16 protein-coding genes, 1 tRNA gene and 1 pseudogene are annotated in these 22,545 nt (G+C 63.1%); 7 read left to right on the plus strand and 11 right to left on the minus strand.

Annotated elements, in window-relative coordinates; all coding sequences use genetic code 11:
* Positions 1–94: 94 nt before the first annotated feature.
* Positions 95–1,663 carry a MalT transcriptional regulator family protein gene (locus tag KHO23_RS14795; protein ID WP_236066855.1) on the minus strand — a complete coding sequence of 523 codons (1,569 nt, stop codon included), beginning with the start codon at positions 1,661–1,663 and terminating at the stop codon, positions 95–97.
* A gap of 754 nt (positions 1,664–2,417) precedes the next feature.
* On the opposite strand from KHO23_RS14795, the pseudogene KHO23_RS14800 reads away from it, so the two are divergent.
* The 3 genes and pseudogenes from KHO23_RS14800 to KHO23_RS14810 form a co-directional block, all read left to right on the plus strand.
* Positions 2,418–2,642, plus strand: a pseudogene (locus KHO23_RS14800) (electron transfer flavoprotein subunit beta/FixA family protein); the annotation flags it as partial.
* Between the two features lie 219 nt (positions 2,643–2,861).
* Positions 2,862–2,938, plus strand: a tRNA-Asp gene (locus KHO23_RS14805).
* Positions 2,939–3,024: 86 nt separating this feature from the next.
* Complete coding sequence (locus KHO23_RS14810; RefSeq protein WP_211611982.1) at positions 3,025–4,962, plus strand: SurA N-terminal domain-containing protein; 1,938 nt, start codon at positions 3,025–3,027, stop codon at positions 4,960–4,962.
* A 144-nt stretch (positions 4,963–5,106) separates the two neighbouring features.
* On the opposite strand, the gene KHO23_RS14815 is transcribed toward KHO23_RS14810, so the two are convergent.
* Both KHO23_RS14815 and KHO23_RS14820 read right to left on the minus strand, forming a co-directional pair.
* Positions 5,107–5,448, minus strand: coding sequence for a hypothetical protein (locus KHO23_RS14815; protein ID WP_211611983.1), 342 nt, complete (start codon positions 5,446–5,448; stop codon positions 5,107–5,109).
* Positions 5,449–5,566: 118 nt separating this feature from the next.
* Positions 5,567–6,271 (minus strand): arylesterase, encoded by a 705-nt coding sequence (locus KHO23_RS14820; protein WP_211611984.1) that lies wholly within the window; start codon positions 6,269–6,271, stop codon positions 5,567–5,569.
* On the opposite strand from KHO23_RS14820, the gene KHO23_RS14825 reads away from it, so the two are divergent.
* A complete protein-coding gene (locus KHO23_RS14825) occupies positions 6,270–6,956 on the plus strand; it encodes an ABC transporter ATP-binding protein (protein ID WP_120291742.1) in 687 nt (228 codons plus the stop codon). The two genes, KHO23_RS14820 and KHO23_RS14825, sit on opposite strands and share 2 nt — an antisense overlap.
* A gap of 93 nt (positions 6,957–7,049) precedes the next feature.
* On the opposite strand, the gene pgi is transcribed toward KHO23_RS14825, so the two are convergent.
* From pgi to KHO23_RS14840, 3 genes are all read right to left on the minus strand, one after another.
* Positions 7,050–8,672, minus strand: coding sequence for a glucose-6-phosphate isomerase (pgi, locus tag KHO23_RS14830; protein WP_211611985.1), 1,623 nt, complete (start codon positions 8,670–8,672; stop codon positions 7,050–7,052).
* Positions 8,673–8,969: 297 nt separating this feature from the next.
* Complete coding sequence (locus tag KHO23_RS14835) at positions 8,970–10,601, minus strand: NAD(P)H-hydrate dehydratase (protein WP_211611986.1); 1,632 nt, start codon at positions 10,599–10,601, stop codon at positions 8,970–8,972.
* Between the two features lie 215 nt (positions 10,602–10,816).
* Positions 10,817–12,115: an FAD-dependent oxidoreductase gene (locus KHO23_RS14840; protein WP_211611987.1), complete on the minus strand. Its 1,299-nt coding sequence runs from the start codon at positions 12,113–12,115 to the stop codon at positions 10,817–10,819.
* Positions 12,116–12,442: 327 nt separating this feature from the next.
* Between KHO23_RS14840 and purL the strand changes: the two genes are divergently transcribed.
* From purL to KHO23_RS14855, 3 genes are all read left to right on the plus strand, one after another.
* Positions 12,443–16,537, plus strand: coding sequence for a phosphoribosylformylglycinamidine synthase (purL, locus tag KHO23_RS14845; protein WP_211611988.1), 4,095 nt, complete (start codon positions 12,443–12,445; stop codon positions 16,535–16,537).
* A 337-nt stretch (positions 16,538–16,874) separates the two neighbouring features.
* Entirely contained in the window at positions 16,875–17,162 is a 288-nt protein-coding gene (locus KHO23_RS14850) for a helix-turn-helix domain-containing protein (RefSeq protein WP_211611989.1), read from the plus strand.
* Positions 17,152–18,444, plus strand: coding sequence for a HipA domain-containing protein (locus tag KHO23_RS14855; RefSeq protein ID WP_211611990.1), 1,293 nt, complete (start codon positions 17,152–17,154; stop codon positions 18,442–18,444). The genes KHO23_RS14850 and KHO23_RS14855 overlap by 11 nt, the downstream gene beginning before the upstream one ends.
* 164 nt (positions 18,445–18,608) lie before the next feature.
* Here KHO23_RS14855 and KHO23_RS14860 read toward each other — a convergent pair whose 3' ends face one another.
* The 5 genes from KHO23_RS14860 to KHO23_RS14880 all read right to left on the minus strand — a co-directional run bounded on the left by KHO23_RS14860 (position 18,609) and on the right by KHO23_RS14880 (position 22,535).
* On the minus strand, positions 18,609–19,388 hold the full coding sequence (locus KHO23_RS14860) for a peptidylprolyl isomerase (RefSeq protein WP_211611991.1): 780 nt from the start codon (positions 19,386–19,388) through the stop codon (positions 18,609–18,611).
* Positions 19,389–19,399: 11 nt separating this feature from the next.
* Entirely contained in the window at positions 19,400–19,714 is a 315-nt protein-coding gene (locus KHO23_RS14865; protein ID WP_211611992.1) for a BolA family protein, read from the minus strand.
* Between the two features lies 1 nt (position 19,715).
* Positions 19,716–20,246 carry a septation protein A gene (locus KHO23_RS14870; protein WP_211611993.1) on the minus strand — a complete coding sequence of 177 codons (531 nt, stop codon included), beginning with the start codon at positions 20,244–20,246 and terminating at the stop codon, positions 19,716–19,718.
* Between the two features lie 245 nt (positions 20,247–20,491).
* Complete coding sequence (msrB, locus tag KHO23_RS14875; RefSeq protein WP_211611994.1) at positions 20,492–20,914, minus strand: peptide-methionine (R)-S-oxide reductase MsrB; 423 nt, start codon at positions 20,912–20,914, stop codon at positions 20,492–20,494.
* A 64-nt stretch (positions 20,915–20,978) separates the two neighbouring features.
* The gene (locus tag KHO23_RS14880; protein WP_211611995.1) at positions 20,979–22,535 is read right to left on the minus strand and encodes a protein adenylyltransferase SelO; all 1,557 of its coding nucleotides are present in this window, start codon (positions 22,533–22,535) and stop codon (positions 20,979–20,981) included.
* Positions 22,536–22,545 lie beyond the last annotated feature (10 nt).

The following is a 22,545-nucleotide window of genomic DNA, read 5'->3' on the forward strand; positions in this document are numbered from 1 at the left end:
GATACGCGTCAAATTCGTCGATATCTTCTCTCATCGCGATCATCCAAAGTCTGTATTATTCAATACTACCAGGTATCGCTTTGATGTGAATATTTTATTGACACAGTAAGATTAGCACGCTGTCGAGAAATACGGCAAGTTCAATGACCGGCATGAGCTCGACGAGCAGCGCTTCAGCTTCGTCCAGCCGGCCCTGTTCATAACGCAATTGGGCAATCATCGGGGCGCACATCGCTGCCGCTATCGAATGCGGGCCCGAATGCTGCACGGCAAGCTCCATGGCTTCGTTGAAACGGCGCTCGGCGAGCGGGAAGTGGAGTTGTTGCATTTCCACATGGCCGAGCAGGCAAAGCCGATAGACCGTGGAGAATATGCTGCGCTGGTCTTCCTCGATCGAGTCGGGAATCCACGGCGTGGCGTGAAGGGCTTCAAGATTGCCCGCTTTCCAGTGAGCGAAGCGGGCCACGTTCGAGACCGCGTTGGTGGTCCAGGAATCGCGCGACGGTCGGCCCAGATATTCTTGCGCGAGCGTGAGCGCTCTTTGCGGGTCATCCTGTAAGGCTGCGAGCGCCGAACGAATGGCGATGCACTCCCAACGGACGTGCTCCGCGTCGATACCCTTGCCGGCGGCATCGCGTTCGATCGAATCCAGCATCGTGACCGCGTCGCCGAAGCGCAGGGCGAGTACCGTGCCCCAGGCGATGGCAAGTGTGACGGTGGTCTGTGCCCGCATCAGGTCGGCCGGGAATTGGCGCTGCCAGCCGACCAGCGTGAGCAGATCGCCTCCCTTCAGAAGGGACATGGCGCAGTGTTCCATGAGGCGAATGGCGTCGCCGGTCGAGCCGGCTGCAATGGCATGTCTGACGGCGTCAGTCCACTGGCGCTCTGCGGCATACCATTGCCACGCGCTGCGATGCAGTTCAGCGATCTCCTCAGGGTGCCGGGCCGCCAGCCGGCGCTTGAGGTACTCGGCCATGAGCGGGTGATAGCGGAACCAATGTCCTTCCAGGTCCAGCGGCTCCAGCAGCAACTGGCGCGCGACAATCGCGTCCAGCATGGTCTGGCTCTGCTTGAGACCGGTGAGCGCCTCACACAGCGGTGCGCTCAGACGATCGAGTATCGCCGTACGCAGCATGAATCCCAGCATCCCGGCCGGTAAAGAGTGAAGGATGTCTTCGAGGTAGTCTGCGAGCGGCCTTGACGCGCCGGTCGGCGCGCTTGTCTTCCAGCCTCGGGGGCGGTCGTCCCGGGCCAGCACCGACGCGGAAATGCGCAGCGCGGCCGCCCAGCCTTCGGTGGACGCGAACAGCGACTTCATGTCCGTGGCGTGGAGCTTGCCGGGGCATTCGCGCTCGACGAAACGGCGCGTCTCGTCGAAGTTGAATCTCAGCGTGGACGCGTCGATTTCCAGGAGCTCGTTTCGGGCTCGCAGTTTGGCCGTAGGAAGAGGGGGATCCGTTCGGGTGCACAGCACCACGTGGACTTGCGAGGGCACATTGGCGATGAAGTGCGACATCGCTTCGTGAATCGGTGCCTCGCTGATCAAGTGGTAGTCGTCGATGAAAAGGTAGACCTCGTCGTCGACGTCGACCAGCTCGTTAATCAGCGTCGAGGCGAGTGAATTCGCCGGCACAAACGACGCTTCGGCGGTCAAGCCGATCACTGAGGCACCAACGTCGCCACAGGCTTGCCGCAATGCCTGCGCGAGATGATTGAAGTATCGCGCGGGTTCGTCATCGTCGGCGTCGAGCGCTAGCCAGGCGACCCGCGCACTGCTCGTGCCAAGCACGTTTAGCCAGGTGAGCGCGAGCGAGGTCTTGCCAAATCCAGCGGGAGCCTTGATCACCGTCAGGCGCTTCATTGCTGTCTGCGCGGCAAGCGAGGCGAGGCGCGGCCGATCGATCAAGCCGGCGGGCAGGCGTGGCGGGAACACCTTCGTTGCGAGGAACAGAGGTGGCCTGTTCGGGGGCGGCGCTGTTGTCGCGTTCGTTGCGTTTGTTGCTTTCGTCGCTTTCGTCGCTTCTGTCACGTGCATCAGTTGCTCCAGGCGTACGGGTTGACCCTGGCTGCCATCCCCCGTCCATGCGATCGTGCTCCCCTTTAACGGGGATTCTGCGCGGTGCTGCGCTCAGACACTATGGATTCCAGCGAGGAGGCACGCAGTTCCACAGATGGATAACGGTGCGGCACGCCGGCCGGTCCGGAATCGCCCTTAGGCGGGCGCCCTGAACCGGTGTCTCGCTCGGGAAATGATACGCCCAACCACCTTGAGGGGAGGCATGTGTGCCGCGGCGAATCATATTGCGGCGCACAAACTTCGCCCCGGCGGCGCGCGTCCTGCACGGACAAAAACGAAACCTCGTGCGGCCGGTTCACATGGACAGCGTCACGCAGTCCTTATCGAAATGGAGTAGGCAATGAAAGTACTGGTTCCTGTCAAACGCGTCGTCGACGCGAATGTGAGAGTCCGCGTGAAGGCCGACGGCAGCGCCGTCGACATCGCGAATGTGAAGCTGTCGATGAACCCCTTCGACGAAATCAGCGTGGAAGAGGCCGTGCGTTTGAAGGAGGCCGGCGCGGCGTCGGAAGTGGTCGTCGTGTCCTGCGGCGTGCAGGCCTGCCAGGAAACGCTGCGCACGGCGCCTTCGGGTTAGCTGGCACGGCCATATTTCCGTTGCCAAGCCGCGACATTTGCGGCAGAATCCCGGATCGCTGTATTTTTCGTTGTATCCGCTGGATCGAATTGCGTGGGCGCCTTATTTCAAAAGGCTTCGCTGGGTGTTTTCGAACTCCACGGTTCGAACTCCACGGCACCACCCGTTTCAGGTTCGGTTAAGCGTTGCAGCGCAGTTGCAGTATAAGGAGTGGTAGTTCAGTCGGTTAGAATACCGGCCTGTCACGCCGGGGGTCGCGGGTTCGAGTCCCGTCCACTCCGCCAGTATCCACGAAAGGCGAACTCCGGTTCGCCTTTTTTATTGCCCGCTGTTGTAAGATCGGGCGTTCTGTTTTTGGCACCCCTCACGCATGCTCGATTTTTTCCGTAATCACAAACGCCTGATGATGTTCATGCTCATCCTCGTCATTGTGCCGGGGTTGGGTTTTGTGGGCATTCAAGGCTTCCGCGGCTTCTTTGACGAAAGTGCAAACGTCGCCAGCGTCAACGGTCACAAGATCACGCGCGCGGAGTATGACGACGCGATGCGTCAGCAGCTCGACCGCGCCCGTCAGATGCTCGGCGCGCAGTTCGACATGAAGTCGTTCGATACGCCCGGGCGCCGTCGCGAAATGCTCGACGGCCTGATCGAGCAGCGTGTGCTGGCCGACGAAACACAGCGCCTGCATCTGACCGCATCGGACGACGCCGTGCGCCGCGTGCTGCTGAACGATCCGGTGATCTCGTCGCTGAAGAATCCTGACGGTTCGATCGACGTCGACCGTTACAAGCAGTTGCTCGCCATGCAGGGCATGACGCCGGATCAGTACGACGAACGGGTGCGCTACGGCCTCGCCACGCAGCAGTTGCCTGGCGGCATTCAAGGCAGCGCCTTCACGTCGAAGACCCTCGCGCAGCACCTGACCGAGCTCGCCGAACAGCAGCGCGAAGTGCAGGGTATCGCCTTCCATCCGCGTGACTACGCCGCGAAGACGCAGCCCACGGACGCGCAACTGCAGGCGTACTACGACGCGCATCGCAACGACTTCGCCACGCCCGCCACGGCAACGATCCAGTATCTGGTGTTGTCGCCGGCAACGCTGTCTGCCGCCGTGCAGCCGAGCGACGCCGACCTGAAAAAGTACTACGACGACAACATCGCGCATTACCGCACGGACGCTCAGGTGCGCGCGAGCCACATCCTGATCGCCGCACCGAAAGATGCGAGCGCGGCTGACAAGGCCAAGGCGAAGCAGAAGGCCGAAGAGTTGCTCGCACAGATCAAGGCGCATCCGGACCAGTTCGCGCAGATCGCGCAGCAGAACTCGCAGGATCCGGGTTCGGCGTCGAAGGGCGGCGATCTGGGTTACTTCGGCCGCGGCATGATCGCCGGCGGCCAGTCGTTCGACGACGCCGTGTTCGGCCTCAAGAAAGACGAAGTCAGCGGCATCGTGCAGACCGACTTCGGTTATCACATCGTCAAGGTCACGGACGTGAAGCCGGCAGTCACAAAGCCGTTCGACGAAGTGAAAGATCAGATCGCAAAGGACCTGAAGACACAGCTGGCGGGCAAGGCATTCAGCGACGACTCGGAAGGCTTTACGTCGATCGTCTACGAGAAGGCGAAGAGCCTGCAGCCTGCCGCAGACAAGTACAAGCTGCAAATGCAAACGGCCACGGTGACGCCGCAGCCGGATCCGAAGCTGCCGCCTGACAGCCCGCTGAACAATGCGAAGTTTCTGGCCGCTGTCTTCGCGAACGACGCAGTCACCGCGCGTAACAACACGCAGGCGACCGACGTCGGTGGCAATACGCTGATCGCAGCGCGCGTGACCGATTACAAGGCCGCAGCCGTGCCGGCGCTCGACGCCGTCAAGGACGCAGTACGTCAGAAAATGATCGCGGTTCAGTCGAACGAGGCCGCTCACAAGGATGGCATTGCGAAGCTGGCTGAGTTCGACAAGTCGAAGGCCACGACCGGCTTTTCGTCGCCGCTGAAGGTTTCGCGCAACGACGCACAAGGCGTGCCGCCGGCTGCATTGAGCGCAATCTACAAGGCGGACGCGCAAAAGTTACCTGCCTACGTGGGTGTTGACCTCGGTGACAACGGCTATGCGATCTATCGCGTGAACGCGGTTGTCGCGGGCGCCCCGATCGATCCGCAGCGTTTGGCCGCCGCGCAGCAGCAGATTGCGCAAGTCGACGCTCAGTCCGAAACTGAGGCGTACGTCGAGGCACTGCGGGCCCGTTCAAAGGTGAAGTTCTATGGCGCGCTCGACAGCAGCAATGCCCAGGCGAGTGGCGAATAAGTCGCAGCTGCACCCCCTGCGCGCAAGCACGTAAAGCGCGCAGGCGCAAAAAAGCCCCGCAATTGCGGGGCTTTTTTATGCGCCGCGTGCAAGCTCGTCAAACGGTTTGCTTGAGAACACGCGGCTTGTCATGCCGTCAGCGGCCTAGAGGCAAGCGCTGATCGCACTGGTGGCTTCGCTGCCCGCGGCGCCATGGGCGCGGAACCCGACCCACGAACCCGGGCCCTTGTAGGAGGGCCGCACCACGGCCGCTGCGCCGTCAGGTGGCTGCTGACCCGGCACATAGACATCCATGGCCTGATCGTTAGCCATGATGTCTTGCGACACGACTTGCTGTTGCGAGCCATTAGCCCACTTTTGCGCGATGCACGCAGCGACGGCCTTCGGCGGCTGCTGGCTTTGGCCAACAGATTGGACCCCGGCAGGCGGTTGAGCGGCGCATGCAGAAAGTGCCACGGTCAAAGCGATTAACGGTAAATATTTCACGTTATCTCCTCAAAAGTCGCTCAGAATCGAGCTGGGTTACGCGGGATTACGAAAGTGTCCGATTGACTTTGCCGATCCGCGTTCCCCAATTACCGGAAACAAGTTGTTAGCGAGCTTTTCAGTGCGGCGAACTTGTGCGAAGGAGTGGCTTGACAGCCGGCCACACATTGTTGAGTAGCACTGGCTGTGCCTGCTGCGTCGGATGGATCTGATCCGCCTGAAACATGTCCGGTTTGTCGGCGATGCCGGCCAGCAGGAAGGGCACCAGCGGCACGCGCAATTGCTTCGAGAGTTCACCGTACAGGCCGTGGAACTTTTGCGTGTAGTCGGGGCCGTAATTGGGTGGCACATACATGCCAACCAGCACGACTTTCGCGTGGCCTTGTTGAGCCTGCTCGATGATCGTACGCAGGTTGTCTTCGGTGGTTGCGAGCGGCACGCCGCGCAATGCATCGTTGGCGCCGAGCTCGACGATCACGATACTCGGCTTGAGCCGCTGGAGGAGCGCCGGCAAGCGAGCCCGGCCACCGCTCGTGGTGTCGCCGCTGATGCTCGCGTTGGCGACGCTATAATCGATTCGCTCATCGGTGAGGCGCTGGCGCATCAAGGCTACCCAGCCGGTGTCGCGAGGCAAGCCGTATTCGGCGGAGATGCTGTCGCCGAGCACGACGATCACCGGCCTCGTCTGGTCCGGCGCGTTGGCCGCGCGGGCTGGGACGGGCAGCGAAAACAGGGTTGCGGCCAGCACGGCCGAACCGAATGCCGTAGTCAGCGTCAGCGCGCGAGGCGCTATGGCGCGCACTTTCAACCTACGCTTCACCATGCTAAACAAAACTGATCCAGTCATTGAAGTGCGGGGTTTGTGCAAGAAGGTTAAGGATGCAACGGGCGAACTGACGATTCTTGAAGACATCGATCTTGCTATCGATGCCGGCAGCAGTGTGGCGATCGTCGGTGCATCCGGGTCGGGCAAGTCTACGCTGCTCGGCTTGCTTGCAGGATTGGACAGCGCGAGTTCGGGCTCGGTTCGGCTGCTCGGCCGCGAACTCACGGAACTGAATGAGGACGAACGCGCCGCGTTGCGCAGCGGTTCAGTCGGTTTCGTGTTCCAGTCATTTCAACTGATGCCGCATCTGACGGCGCTCGAAAACGTCACCTTGCCGCTCGAACTGCAAGGCGGCATCGGCACGCGCGAGGCCGCGGCGCGCGCGCGCGGATTGCTGGAGCAGGTGGGACTCGCGAAGCGTACCGGGCACTATCCGAAGCTGCTGTCGGGCGGGGAGCAGCAGCGGGTTGCGCTTGCGCGTGCGTTTGTTACGCATCCGGCGATCCTGTTTGCCGACGAGCCGACCGGCAGTCTCGATGCAGCCACCGGTCACGCGGTCATCGACTTGATGTTCGAGATGAACCGCGCGAACGGCGCCACGTTGATACTCGTCACGCACGACGTCGAACTGGCGCGTCGTTGCGATACGACGGTGACGATCGAAGCCGGACGTCTGGCCTGATCCAGGTCGAAAGAAATCGATAACCACCGCCACCAATGAAAAGCGGGCCTTGCGGCCCGCGTTTCATTTCGGCTGTTCCAACGCTTCATTGCCTCATCGTTTCAGGGCAGCGCGCGCTCGCGCGATCAGCGCCGACGTCGACGAGTCATGCTTCTTTTCGTCGACGCTTGCTGACGTCAGATCCGCCTCGACCACCTTGCCGAGGATCTTGCCCAGCTCGACGCCCCATTGATCGAACGGATTGATGTCCCATACCGATGCCTGCACCAGCACCTTATGCTCGTACAGCGCGATCAAGGCGCCAAGCGAACGCGCGGTGAGCGCATCGACCAGCAGCGTCGAAGTCGGACGGTTGCCCGGAAACACCAGATGCGGCGCCAGTTCCGGCTTGTCCGCACCGGCAACCTTCTTCGCTTCTTCGAGCGTGCGGCCCAGCATCAGCGCTTCGCTTTGCGCGAAGCAGTTCGCCAGCAGTTTCGGATGATGACTGACGAGCGGATGCTCCGGCGTCAGCACGGCGATGAAGTCGATCGGCACGATGGTCGGACCCTGGTGCAGCATCTGGAAGAATGCATGCTGACCATTCGTGCCCGGTTCGCCCCAGGTCACGGCGGCGGTCGGATAGTCGACCATCGCGCCATCCAGACGCGCCGATTTGCCGTTGCTCTCCATCTCGAGTTGTTGCAGGTAGGACGGCAGGAAATGCAGCGCTTCCGAATACGGCGCGACCAGATAGCTTTGCGAGCCGAAGAAGTTGCGATACCAGATGCCGATCATGCCGAGCAGCACCGGCAGATTCTTCTCGAGCGGTGCGTCGCGGAAATGCTGGTCCATCTCGTTGGCGCCGGCCAGCAGTTCGCCGAACTGCTCAGGGCCGATCGCGATCATGATCGACAGACCCACCGCCGACCACAGCGAATAACGGCCGCCGACCCAGTCCCACATCTCGAACACGTTCTCTTTCGCGATGCCGAACTTGACCACCTCGGCCGGGTTCGCCGACACGCCGACGAAGTGTTTCGCCAGTGCGCTTTCCGGGCAGCCTTTCTCGATGAACCAGTCGCGCAGCGAACGCGCGTTGGTCATTGTTTCGAGCGTGGTGAAAGTCTTGGAGACGATGATCGCGAGTGTCTCTTCGGGATCGATCATCTGCATCACGTTGTACAGATCCGCGCCGTCCACATTCGACACGAAGTGCGTGGTGATCTCCGGCGTAGCCAGATGATGCAGGGCGTGCACGACCATCTTCGGCCCGAGATCCGAGCCGCCGATGCCGATGTTCACGACATAGCGGATCCGCTTGCCCGTATAGCCGGTCCACTCGCCGCTGCGGACCTTGTCGGCGAACGCGGCCATCTTCGCGCGCTCGGCCAGGATCTGCGCATGGAACGGTGCTTTCGGATCGGTGGCGCGCAGGGCCGTGTGCAAGGCGGCGCGGCCTTCGGTCGGGTTGACGACTTCGCCCGCGAACATCGCGTCGCGGCGTTTCTCGAGCCCGGCTTCGCGCGCGAGTTGCACCAGCAGTTTCAGGGTTTCGTCGGTGATGCGGTTCTTCGAGAAATCGGCCGCGAGACCGCCGCCCGCGAACGCAAAGCGCTCAGCACGGGTAGGGGCGGGATCGTTCTCGGGGGCGAACCAGTCGCGCATGTGCGCATCGCGAATCTTCTCGCAATGCGTTTGCAGCGAGGACCAGGAGGGGAGCGAGTTCTGCGTCATAGCGTCCGTCTAACGAAGGGGCACGAAGAATGGCACGCGCGTGAAGCGCTGCCGAGGATGAAGCAACGATGCTGTTAGAGCGATGCCGCGCGGCCGGGTTCGCGATGGGTTGCCGTGAAGCTTCGCGAGCCTGCCTTGCGATCAAACCGGCTTGCTGAAGTTCGCTGCAACCCGGGACGACCTGACGCGCGGCGCGGTCAATCAGTATAACGGCGTTGCGTGACAGGTAACAGGTGACAGGTGACAGCGGGGTGACAGCGGTTTGGGCGTCCCAGGCACACGGTGGGATGGGTGGGTTCATTGAGCCACAGCCGGATAGAACATGCGGTTTAGCAAGGTCCGCACCATCGGGGCGAGTTCGCCCGCCGTCAACCCTGCCGGGCCGTGGCCCTGGGCGCTCAGCGTGTCGGCGGCGAGGCCGTGCAGGTAGACGCCTGCCAGCGCGGCTTCGTAGCGCGGCAGATGCTGGGCAAGAAACGCGCCGATGATGCCGCCGAGCACGTCGCCCGTGCCGCCCGTCGCGAGTGCGGCATTGCCGGTCGGATTGATCGCGACGCGGCCGTCCGGCGCGGCGATCACCGTGCCGGTGCCTTTCAGCACGACCACGGCGGCAAAGCGCGCAGCCAGCGCGCGCGCTGCGGCGAGGCGGTCGCGTTGCACCCCAGGCGCGTCGGTGCCGAGCAGGCGGGCGGCTTCAAGCGGGTGCGGCGTTAGCACGCACGGGTCGCCTTGCACGCCGCGCGCGGTGACCTCGGCCGCGAGCGACGGGTCTGTCGACATCAGATTGAGCGCGTCGGCGTCGAACAGTTTGGGCACGTCGAGCCGCAGTACGTCGTGCATGGCACGCGTGGCGCCATCGCGCAGACCCATGCCGCAGCCGATGGCGAGCGCGTCCATCTTGTCCAGCGGCAGATCGTCGATGGCATGCAGCATCAGTTCGGGGTGCGGCGGATCGTAGGGCGGGGCGCCGTCGCCGAGGAAGGCGACGTGCACTTTACCCGCCCCGGTGTAGAGCGCCGCGCGCGCGGCGAGGATCGGCGCGCCGCACATGCCCGTGTCGCCGCCGACCACGGCGAGGCTGCCGAATGTGCCCTTGTTGGTGGCGAAGTCGCGCGGCGGCAGGAAGCCGGCGAACAGCTCGGGCGCGCTGAGTTGCACGGCCGTGCGGGTGGTGCTGTCGATGCCGATCGGCGCCACGATCACCGTGCCGGCGAGATCGCGACCCTGTCCGGTGAAGAGACCCGGTTTCGCGCCGATGAAAGTGATCGTGTGGGTGGCGTGGACCGCGAGGCCATCGCGCTGATTTTCGCTTCCGCCCAGGACCCGGTTCCGTTCCCGTTCTTCGCCGACTACCGTGCCGGTGTCGCCGTCGAGACCACTGGGCGTGTCGAGCGCCAGAACGCCGCCTCTTGCGGGCCTGGCTTTCGTGCGTTGCGAGAGTTGCCGGGCGATGATGGCAAAACTGCCTTCCAGCGGGCGGGTCAGGCCGATGCCGAACATGCCGTCCACCAACCATGTGTAGCTTTCCAGCGAGTCCGGCGCTGCCGTGGTGATGGCCACGCCCGCCGCGCGGGCTGTGTCGAGCGCCCAGCGGGCGTCGTCCGGTTTGACTTCAAGCGGCATGCACAACGTTACGGCAATGCCTGCCTGGTGCAGCTCCGCGGCCATGATCAATGCGTCGCCGCCATTGTTGCCGGGGCCTGCTGCGACCCATACCTTGTGCTTCGATTTTTCGGTCGATGTGTCGCGGGTGATCAGTTCCTGCAGATAGCTCGCGGCGGCCTTGCCTGCGCGGGACATCAGCGCGTGCTGAGGCAGGGTCGCCGCGGCCTGGGTTTCAAGGATCCGAAGGTCGGTTAGCGTGAGCAGCGGCAACGCCCGGTTGCGGGGGCTGATTAACGTCGGGAGCGTGGATTCGGGCACGGTCATGGCGAGGCTTGGCGTTCACCTTTTGCGAGGTGAGAAAGCTTTGGGAGCCACTATGGTAGTGCCGATAGGCTTCGGGCGCGCGTCGTGCCGGCCCGAGTCTGCTTTGTTTTTGCTGATTTGGTTTGATTGAGCAAGATCGGCGTGGCCCGGCGCGAAGCGGCACCTGCTTATTCCGCTTGCGTCTCGTGCGGCCCGCACCGGAGCGGGCCCGCCATTTACTGGAACCGGTCCGCGCGCAGCGCGGCCAGGGTGTCCGCGGGGACGTCGGGGGTCTTGCCCGAAATCAGGTCGGCGACCAGTTTGCCCGCACCGCATGCCAGACCCCATCCGGCAGGGCCGTGGCCGGCGTTGACGAACAGACGCGGATGAAGCGCGTTGCCGATCACGGGCATTCCGTCCGGCGACAGCAGCTTGACCCCTTCCCATGGCAATGCCGCGGAGATCCGGGCAGCGCCCGGAATCCAGTCGTGAGTTGCTTGACCCAGCAGCGCCAGCGCTTCCTTCGTCAACACCTCGCCGAGCGGTTTGTCGATCTGGCCCGCGCTCTGCAAGACCGCACCGCCCGCAACCCGCAGCCGATGATTCATGCGGCTGACCGTGATGCGCTTGACCGCATCCACAATCGCGACATGCGGTGCGCATTCCTCATGCGCGATCGGCGCTACCAGGTTATGCAGGCGCAACGGGTGCAGCGGCAGCCGCAACCCCAGGCGTTCGAGCAGCGGCAGGCTCCCGTAACCCGCGGCGACGACAATCGCGTCGGCGTTGATCACGTCGACTTCGCGTGAGCGCGATGCCGTGCCCGGCCGTGGCGCCAGCTCCACCGCGGCGCGCTCGCCTTCGAGGCGGATCGCCGAGACTTCGCTGCCCAGCATGAATTGCACGCCGCCCTCCGTATCGAGGGTCTGCTTGACCAGTTTGGCGAAAAGCGGGCAATTGGCCGTGCGCTCATGGTCGAACAGCACGCCGCCGGCGAATTCCGGCTCGGTCCGCACGGAATGCTCGTGCGCGGCGCATTCGGCCGGCGTCAACACGTGGTGCGGTACTTCATAGTGCCGCAGCAGATCGAGCGCGGTCTGTGTCTGCTGCCATTCCTGCTCGGAGCGCACCAGATAGAGCAGGCCGCTTGCCTGTTCGAATTCCAGTCCGAAACGCGCTTCGATATCGGCCATCGCCTCGCGCGATGCTTCGATCAGCGGACGCAGCCGCGCGTATTGGCGGCTGAATGCCTCAGGCTCCTGCAAAGCGGCCAGTTGCTTGACGAACTGGCGTGCCGCCCCGTTAAAGCCGGTCTTGCTGATCACGCCGTTTTTGGCGCCCTGACGGCTCGCCATGAAAGTCGGCCCGAACCAGACGTCGAGGGGCGTCGGCAGCACGGTGCCGCCGTGCCCATAAGTCGCGCCTTGCGCGACCGTTGCGTGGCGCTCGACGACGCATACCCGGTGGCCGGCCGCGCGCAGTTGATAAGCGGTGGCGACGCCCACAATCCCGCCGCCAATGACGATGACATCCATGATCTGATTCGATTTGCCGGCGGGACGCCAAAACGCCGCGTTCCCGTTAAGCGTGGCATGCGGCGCGTTGCCTGGGCATTGCTCAGGCCGCTCGCGCCGATCTGGTGAAAGGCCGAATGATAGCAGCCAAACGGACGGCTCCGCCACGCGAGCGCGACGCCGAAGCGCCGCAACGGCGCGCCCGAGCCACCATGCAGGCCTCGCCAAAACCCTGGTGCAAGGCCCGTTGGAAGCCCGTTCCCGAGGTATAATCCCGGACTTCCTTTCCGCCTCACGTCGCCTTTACGCGCGACTCATCGGCATCATTGAGCGACGCAACGTCAACCCATGGCCCACTTCTCGTGTTTCCCCGGTGCTTCGGCCCTCTCCGATTTCCGTCAAACCCGCCTGCTTGAAACGCTTACGCGCATCGACGCCAATATCACCGGCGTGCGCGGGCAATATCTGCATTTCGTCAACGCGCAGACCCCGCTGTCAGCGGAAGACAACGCGAAGATCGAAGCGCTGATGCACTACGGTGATCCGCTCGAAGAAACCAAAGAGCGCGGCACGGCCGAAACGTTCCTCGTGGTGCCGCGCTTCGGCACGGTGTCGCCGTGGGCCAGCAAGGCAACCGATATTGCTCACCTGTGCGGTTTGACACAGGTGCGCCGCATCGAGCGCGGTGTCGAATACACGGTCACGCTGAAAAGCGGCCTGCTGGGCGGCAAGAAGGCACTCTCGGACGAAGCCCGCGCGGCCGTCGCCGCAGCGCTGCACGACCGCATGACCGAGAGCGTGTCGCCCTCGCGTGACCACGCCATGCATCTGTTCGACGAACTGCCGGCCAAGCCGCTGCAAACCGTCGACGTGTTGAGCCATGGCCGCGGCGCGCTGGAAGCGGCGAACACGGAGCTGGGCCTCGCGCTCGCCGACGACGAAATCGACTACCTCGTCGACGCCTTCACAAAGCTCGGCCGCAACCCGACCGACGTCGAACTGATGATGTTCGCGCAGGCCAACAGCGAACATTGCCGTCACAAGATCTTCAACGCGGACTGGACAATCGACGGCGAAAAGCAGGACATCTCGCTGTTCAACATGATCCGCAATACGGAGAAGCTGAATCCGCAGGGCACGATCGTCGCGTATTCGGACAACTCGGCGATCATGGCCGGTGGCGTGGCTGAGCGCTGGTTCCCGCGCACGCCGGCTGAGCTTGGCGCGAACGAATTGCCCGAGCACTATCGCCGCAATGTCGAACTGACGCACACCTTGATGAAGGTGGAAACGCACAACCACCCAACGGCGATCTCGCCGTTCCCGGGCGCCTCGACGGGCGCGGGCGGCGAAATCCGCGACGAAGGCGCGACCGGCCGCGGCGCGCGCCCGAAGGCGGGTCTGGCGGGTTTCACGGTATCGAATCTGGAATTGCCGGATGGCGTCGAAGCCTGGGAAAACGCGCGCGACGCCGCGCAGCCTCTGGCGCACCGCAACCCGGACGACAAGTACGAAGCGTACGGCCGCCCCGACCGCATCGCGTCGCCGCTGCAAATCATGATTGACGGCCCGCTCGGCGGCGCCGCGTTCAACAACGAATTCGGCCGTCCGAATCTGGGCGGCTATTTCCGCGCGTACGAGCAGAACGTCGCGGGTCTGGTGCGCGGCTATCACAAGCCGATCATGATCGCCGGCGGCATCGGCAATATCTCCGATCAGCACACGCACAAGCATGATCTGCCGGAAGGCTCGTTGCTGATCCAGATCGGTGGCCCGGGTATGCGCATCGGCATGGGCGGCGGCGCCGCCAGCTCGATGGCGACCGGTACCAACACCGCCGAACTCGACTTCGACTCGGTTCAGCGCGGCAATCCGGAAATCGAGCGCCGTGCGCAGGAAGTGATCAACGCGTGCTGGCAACTCGGCGAAAAGAACCCGATTCTGAGCATTCACGACGTGGGCGCGGGCGGTCTGTCGAACGCGTTCCCAGAAGTGGTGGACGGCGCGAGCAAGGGCGCGATTTTCAATCTGCGCAATATCCAGCTGGAAGAGAGCGGTTTGTCGCCGCGCGAAATCTGGTCGAACGAAGCGCAGGAGCGTTACGTGCTGGCGATTGCGCCGGCCGATCTGCCGGCCTTCGAAGCCATGTGCGAGCGCGAGCGTTGCCCGTTCGCGGTGGTCGGCACGGCCACGGTCGAGCGTCAGCTGAAGGTGATCGATTCCGAATCGAACAATGACGCCGCGCATGAGCCGGTCGACATGCCGATGGAAGTGCTGCTCGGCAAGGCGCCGCGCATGCATCGCGACGTCAGGCGCGTCGAAGCGAAACTCGAACCGGTGGATGTCACCGGCATCGCGTTGTCGGAAGTCGCGGTCAGCGTGCTGCGTCACCCTACCGTTGCCAGCAAGTCGTTCCTGATCACGATCGGCGACCGCTCGGTCGGCGGCACGACCGCGCGCGACCAGATGGTCGGCCCGTGGCAAGTGCCGGTGGCCGACGTCGCCATCACGACAATGGATTACGCGGGCTTCCGCGGCGAGGCAATGACCATGGCCGAGCGTACGCCGCTCGCCGTGATCGACGCGCCGGCGTCGGGCCGTATGGCGGTCGGCGAGGCCATCACCAACATCGCAGCGGCGCCGATCGCGTCGCTCGATAAGCTCAAGCTGTCGGCAAACTGGATGGCCGCATGCGGTGCGGCAGGCGAAGACGCCGCGCTGTACGACACGGTCAAGGCCATCGGTATGGAGTTGTGCCCGGCGCTTGGCATCAGCATTCCGGTCGGCAAGGATTCGCTGTCCATGCGCACCAAGTGGGAAGACCGTGGCGTGGCGAAGGAAGTGGTCGCACCGGTCTCGCTGATCATCTCGGCATTCGCGCCGGTTGAAGACGTGCGCCGGCACCTCACGCCGCAACTGCGCCGCGCCAGCGGAACGGGTGGCGAGGGCGATTCCGTGCTGATCGCGATCGACCTTGGCCGCGCCAAGCATCGTCTGGGCGGCAGTATTCTCGCGCAAGTCACGCAGCAGGTCGGCGATACAGTGCCGGACGTCGACGATCCGGAAGATCTGAAGCGTTTCTTCAACGCGATCCAGTCGCTCAATAGCGACGGCAAGCTGCTCGCGTACCACGACCGCTCGGACGGCGGCCTGTGGGCGACGGTGTGCGAAATGGCGTTTGCGGGTCACGTTGGCGTGTCGCTGAATGTCGACATGCTGGTGCTCGATCCGAACCATGAATCCGATTTCGGCGACGCGAAAGACTGGGCGAAGCAAACCAGCGGCCGCCGTGAAGACCGTACGATCCGCGCGCTCTTCAACGAAGAACTGGGTGCGGTGATCCAGGTGCGTGCCACGGACCGCGACGCGGTGCTGGGCGCGTTGCGCGAACACGGCCTGTCGGCCTGCTCGCATGTGATCGGCAAAACCAACGAGCGCGACACGATCGAAATCTACCGCGACGCGAAGAAGATTTACGAGGCACCGCGTACCGAATTGCATCGCGCGTGGAGCGAAGTGAGCTGGCGTATTTCGCGTCTGCGCGACAACCCGGCTTGTGCCGATGCCGAATACGAGGCGCTCTCCGACGCCGCCGATCCGGGCATCTCGCCGATCCTCACGTTCGACCCTTCTGAAGACGTCGCCGCGCCATATGTTGGCAAGGCCGCCCGTCCGCGTGTCGCGATTCTGCGTGAACAGGGCGTGAACTCGCACCTCGAAACGGCCTATGCATTCGACCGCGCCGGTTTCGACGCGCACGACGTGCACATGAGCGACCTGCTGGCCGGCCGCGCCGACCTGGCGGATTTCGCCGGTGCGGTGGCGTGCGGCGGCTTCTCATACGGCGATACGCTGGGCGCCGGTGAAGGCTGGGCGAAGGCGATCCGCTTCAACGCGCAACTGGCCGATATGTTCGCCGCGTTCTTCGGCCGCGAAGATACGTTTGCGTTGGGCATCTGCAATGGCTGCCAGATGATGAGCAGCCTCGCGTCGATGATCCCGGGCGCTGAAGCCTGGCCGAAGTTCACGCGCAACAAATCGGAGAAATTCGAAGCGCGCTTTTCGCTGGTTGAAGTGCAGGCTTCGCCGTCAATGTTCTTTGCCGGCATGGAAGGCTCGCGCATTCCTGTGGCGATCGCGCACGGCGAGGGCTACGCGGACTTCTCGCAGCAAGGCGATGCGTCGAAGGTGGCCGTGGCGATGCGGTATGTCGATCACCGTGGTCAGGCAACGGAGCAGTATCCGTTCAACCCGAACGGTTCGCCGAGCGGCATCACGTCGGTGACGACGCCCGATGGCCGCTTCACCGTGCTGATGCCGCACACCGAGCGCGTGCATCGCGCGGTGCAGATGAGCTGGCATCCGGAAGGATGGGGCGAGGGCAGTACGGACGCGAGCCCCTGGCTGCGGGTGTTCCAGAACGCACGCCGCTGGCTGGGTTGATGGTGTAAGGCAAGCCGCCGCGCTATCCTTGCGCGGCGGCTTGCCGGCGCCACGGCCGCAATGTCTCGTGCGGCCGTGTACGCCGGCAATACAGGCGAGCATGCACCGGCGTGCCTCGCACAGGTAGTTAGACAGAGGGCATCCCGATCCGTATCCGTTCGGGTACGAAAAAGCGCGCGATTCCTCGCTTTAAGGCCCCCCGTATCCTCTCGGGTACGAAATAGGGCTGACGGACCTTCAAATTGCTGTTTGGTACCCGCTCGGGTACGAAGTCGAACCTCTAGCTTTGTCCCGTGGCATAATGTTCCCGAGCGGGTACGAACGGGCAGGAGGGGGAATGCAGCGATCAGATGTTCTCGTCAGTAACATGACGGCGTTGGGCGATCTCGTGCGGGCATCAAGGCTCGCACAAGGGCTGACGCGCGACGACGTGGCCATCGCCACTGGACTGTCCCCCAAGTTCATCACGCATATCGAAGCGGGTAAGCCGACCGCCCAGATCGGCAAGGTGCTCCACCTCCTCGCTGAATTGGGCATCACGCTCTGCGCGCAGGTTTCGGTCGACATTCCCCCGGCCTTAACCACCAAAGTGCTCCATCGCCGACGGGCCGCTCATGGCAGCTAGAACGCTCGCCGCCTACGCGAATGGCCGGCGCGTTGGCGTCGTGAGTGATGAAAGCGGCATCTGGTCATTTACCTACGATAAAGACTGGTTGGGCCGCGAAGACGCATTCGCGCTTTCACCCGCTTTCCCTCTGCATGCCGGGCCTTTCGTCGACGGGTCGAGCCAGCGGCCGGTGCAATGGTTCTTCGATAATCTTTTGCCTGAAGAGGAAATGCGCACGGCACTCGCTCGTGAAGCCAAAGTCAATGCAAGCGATGCGTGGGGTCTGCTTGCGTACTATGGCCGCGAGTCGGCTGGAGCCTTGACGCTCCTCGCCGAGGGTGAGGATGAGGCGTCCGGCGGTCTGCAATCTTTGTCGTACGCGGACCTGGAGGCTCGCATTCAGGCCATGCCACAGCGCGCGCTCACCGCCACTGCGCCCAAACGCATGTCCGCGGCGGGTGCCCAACAAAAGCTGTTGCTGACCTTGCGAGGCGAGGCGCCGAATTATGAGCTCTTCGAGCCCGTGGGTAATGAGCCGTCGATGCATCTGCTCAAGCCTGACATGCGAAGCACAGGCTATCCCCATTCAGCGATAAACGAATTTTTCTGCATGCAGCTGGCGCGAGCGATGGGCCTGCGCGTGCCACCTACGCATTTCATGCGAGTGCCCTCGGCCTGCTATGTCATTGACCGCTTCGACCGCGATATGGAAGCTGAGCCCGTTCGGCGTCTGCATACGGTCGACGCGATGCAACTGCTGAACTACGACCGTCACTTCAAATATCAGAATGCGACGGCGGAGGTACTCAGGGATGCTATCGAAAAAACGGGCACGCGGGCAATGGCACGTCTCGATGTGTTCCGATGGGCGGTCTTCAACGTGCTCATCGGCAACGCGGACTCCCACCTGAAAAACCTCTCTTTCTTCGTCAGTTCTCGAGGCTACATGCTGGCGCCGTTTTACGATCTGGTCAGCACAGTCGTCTACCATACGCCGACCTACCAGCCGCTTCAGCAGGACCGTTGGCCGCATTGCGATCTGACAATGCCTGTTGGAGAGGCAACCCAGTTCGCGGATATTTCCAGAAAGAACATGCTGGCATTCGGCGAGGCGCTTCGCCTCTCGCCGAAAGGGTTGGAAAAGTTGCTGGATGAGATGCTGGCCGTTCTGGATGCCAAGGTGGCGGACACCCGGCGCGCCGTCGACGAGATCGCGCAGCCGAATGCCGGCGAAGTCAGACTGCTCGACTCGATCGTCGCGATGCCGCTCGCGGAGATGAGCAGGGCGCTGCGCTCGTGATACTGGCGCCATGGCGGGGGCGGCCAAACTCACATGACCACATGATCACATAAGAAAAGGCCCTGTTCAGTCATTGACTGAACAGGGCCTTGAGCAGATTCGAAGACCGCTGACCGGGACGCGAAGCGGGCGCTCGATCCTCGGCGGCAGCAGGCCAAAAACGCTTACTGGATCTTCGCGTTCTTACGCAGACCTTCTTCGAATGCCTGCAGCTTTTCCTGCTGGATCTGCTGCACGATCTGCGGACGCACTTGCTCGAGCGGCGGCGGTGTGATGTTGCGCACATCGTCGACACGGATGATGTGCCAGCCGAATTGCGTATGCACCGGCGTGTCGGTCATCTGGCCTTTTTGCAGATGCGTGGCCGCGTCCGCGAATTCCGGCACGTAGGCCTTCGGGTCCGACCAGTCCAGGTCGCCGCCGTTCTTGCCCGATCCCGGGTCCTTCGAGTATTGCTTGGCGAGGTCTTCAAAGCTTGCGCCGGCCTTGATCTTGGCGATCAGATCCTTCGCTTGCTGTTCGTTGTCCACCAGGATGTGGTGCAGGTGATATTCCTTGCCGCCCGCATCTTTGATCAGCGCGTTGTAGCGCGCGGTGACTTCGGCGTCGGTCGGCGCGTTGTTTTTCACGAAGTCTTCGATCAGCGCGCGCAGCACGACGGTTTGCTGTGCAACGGCGATTTGCGCCTTGACGTCCGGACGATTCGGCAGGCCGCGGCGCAGCGCTTCCTGCATCAGGATTTCGCGGTTCACCAGCTCTTCGCGCACGGCCATTTGCAGTTGCGGCGTGTTTTGCTGGCCTTGATGAACCAGTTGATCGATCAGCGCGTCGGCGCGTGCTTTCGGAATCGGCGTACCGTTCACGACAGCGATGTTCTGTGCAAATGCAGGTGCGGCCGCAAAGGCAGCCAGCAATACCCAAAGGTGGGTTTTCTTCAAGGTCATCAGAAATTTTCCTAGCGGGGCAACAAAGCGAATTCTTCGGGCGTATACGCCGTGATTGCAAGGGCGTGAATGCCGCGCTGCATGGCATCGGCCAGCGCATCATACACCATGCGATGCCGCGCCACGCGGGCTTTCCCGGCGAATGCGGCCGCCACAATCGTGACAGAGAAATGACCGCCGGCGGAGGCGCCGGCATGGCCTGCATGCTGCGCGCTGTCATCCGTGATCCGGATCGAGGCGACCGGCGCGAGCGCGGCGCTCAGACGCGCCTCGATCAAGGCGGCGCGCTCGGCGGTGGTAGCGTGCATGAACACTTCGCTCGTCATGTCATTCTTCCTTCATGTACTTCGACAGCCACAAACTCTGTCCGACGATGAACACCACAAGGCACCCAGTCGCGCCGAACAGCTTGAAATTGACCCACTGGTCGGTCGTGTAGTGATACGCGACGAACAGGTTGACCAGTCCCAGCAGCACGAAGAAAATCGCCCAGACGATATTCAGCTTGCCCCAGATCACGTGCGGCAGCGTGATCTGCTTGCCCATCATCGCTTCGATCAGGTTCTTGTTGAAGGCCACTTGCGAGACGATCAGCGCGACCGAAAACGCCCAGTACAGCACGGTCGGCTTCCATTTGATAAAGGTGTCGTTGTGCAGGACGAGCGTCGCGCCGCCGAACACGGTGACAACGCCGAGGCTCACCCACAGCATCGGATCGACCTTGCGGTGGCGGAATGCCACCCACGCGATCTGCACCAGCGTGGCTACGATCGCCACTGCCGTCGCCGTGAAAATGCCCCACAACTTGAAGGCGACGAAAAACAGGATGATCGGGAACAGATCGAACAGGAATTTCATTATCTGGTCGGGAATTCGGAGAGTGGGTCAGGGAAACAGGGACACGGCGCCGGGCGCCCGGTGGCAGGGATGCTGCAGTAACCCGCCGCGGCTGCCGGGAGCGGCGCGGCGCGCCGTTCGTAGCATGATTGCCGCGCCGGGGTGACCGCCGCATTGACCGGTTCGCAAGCCGGATGAAGCGTGTCGCGGCCGGCGGGCGCCTGAAGACAGATGCCTGCCGGCAACGCGTCGAACTCCGCGCTGCGTTACTTGGGCTCGAATTGTAACGCAGCCGAATTGATGCAGTAACGCAGACCGGTCGGCACCGGTCCGTCTTCGAACACGTGGCCAAGATGTGCGCCGCAGTTCTTGCACTGCACCTCGATGCGCAGCATGCCGTGCGTGCGGTCGGTTTTCTCGGCGATCACCTCGCCGTTGATCGGCTTGAAGTAGCTCGGCCAGCCGCAACCGGCATCGAACTTGGTGTCCGATTCGAACAGCGGCGTGCCGCAGCAGACGCAGTCATAGACGCCGCGGTCCCAGTGATCGTGGTAGCGGCCGGTGAAGGGGCGCTCGGTGGCCGCGTGGCGGGTGACCTGATATTCGATCTCGGAGAGCTGTTTGCGCCACTCGGCGTCGTCTTTCTGCACGGCGGGGGCGCCGGTGTTGGAGTCGTCGGGTTTGTTCATGGTCGGGGTTCCTGTCTCGGGGTTATTGTGTGGGGCTCGTCACTTCAAATCACGTGACGTCACATCAGGAAGAGCAACTCACTTCCAGCGAGCTGGCCCAATCCGGCGGCAGCCCCGCATACGCGTCGTTTTCCGGCTGCTCGTCGAACGGACGGCGCAGCACGGCGGCCAGGCGTTCCACTTCGGAGAAATCCTTCTCTTTCGCGCGGCGGATCGCCGTTTCCGCCAGATGATTGCGAAGTACGAATTTGGGGTTCACCTGGTTCATTGCAATGGCGCGCGCGGCGTCGTCGCGCGATTCTTCGGACAGGCGCACGCGATAGTCGTTCACCCACGTATCGAAGGCGGCGCGGTCGAGGAACAGGTCGCGCACCGGCGCATCGCCGCTCGCATCGTGTTTGGAAATGCGCGCCAGATTGCGGAACGTCAGCGTGAAATCCGCACGGTTGGCATGCATCACTTCGAACAGACGGTTGACTAGTGTGTCATCGCCTTCGCGCCCGGTTTCGAGGCCGAGCTTCGCGCGCATGCGCTTTTCCAACGCCGGCGCGAAACGCTCCTTGAAACCGCCGAGCACGCGCTGCGCGTCTTCGATCGCCTTATCGCCGCGCACGCTTTCCTCATGCTGTTCGCCCAGCAGCGGCAGCAGGCCTTGCGCCAGGCAAAAGAGATTCCAGTACGCGATCTGCGGCTGCATCTTGTACGCGTAACGGCCTTGCGAGTCCGAGTGATTGCAGATGTAGCCGGCGTCGAAGCCGTCCATGAAACCGAACGGGCCGTAGTCGATCGTGAGGCCGAGGATCGACATGTTGTCGGTATTCATCACGCCGTGGCAGAAGCCGACGGCCTGCCATTCGACCATGAGATCGGCCGTCGACATCACCGCTTCATTCAGCAGCGCGAGATAGGGATCGTCGGCTTCGCGGCAATGCGGATAGAAGCGTTCGATCACGTGATCGGCGAGCGCGCGCAGCGCATCGACGCGATCGTTCGAATAGAAATGCTCGAAGTGCCCGAAGCGCACGAAACTCGGCGCCACGCGCGTGACAACCGCAGCGGTTTCGACTTCCTCGCGGCGCACCGGCTGGTCGGAGCCGATCACGCAGAGTGCCCGCGTGGTCGGAATGCCGAGGTGATGCATCGCTTCCGAACACAGATATTCGCGGATCGACGAACGCAGCACCGCGCGGCCGTCGCCCATGCGCGAATAGGGCGTGCGGCCCGCGCCTTTCAACTGCAACTCGAAGCGTTGGCCGTTATGTTCGACTTCGCCGAGACCGAGCGCGCGGCCGTCGCCGAGCTGGCCGGCCCACACGCCGAACTGATGCCCTGAATATACCGACGCATACGGCAGCACGTCGGCGTGCCATTCACGCGTGGCGTTGCCGGAGAACAGTTCGGCGAAGCCTGGATCATTCTGGAGCCCGGGCTCTAAACCGAGCAGCGCGGCGGTTTCTTCGGAGAACCCGACCACGTACGGCGCACTCAACGGCGCCGCGGGCAGGCGCGTCAGAAACGTGCTGCCAAGGCGCGCAAATGCGCTTTCGGGCGAGGTGGTAAGTGCGTCGGAAAGAGCCGACAAAGGCCCGGATAACCCTGCAATGCTTGGGGAAAACGACATATTGAGCGCC

Origin of the sequence: Paraburkholderia haematera (genome assembly GCF_905220975.1) — a bacterium.
GTDB lineage: Bacteria > Pseudomonadota > Gammaproteobacteria > Burkholderiales > Burkholderiaceae > Paraburkholderia > Paraburkholderia haematera.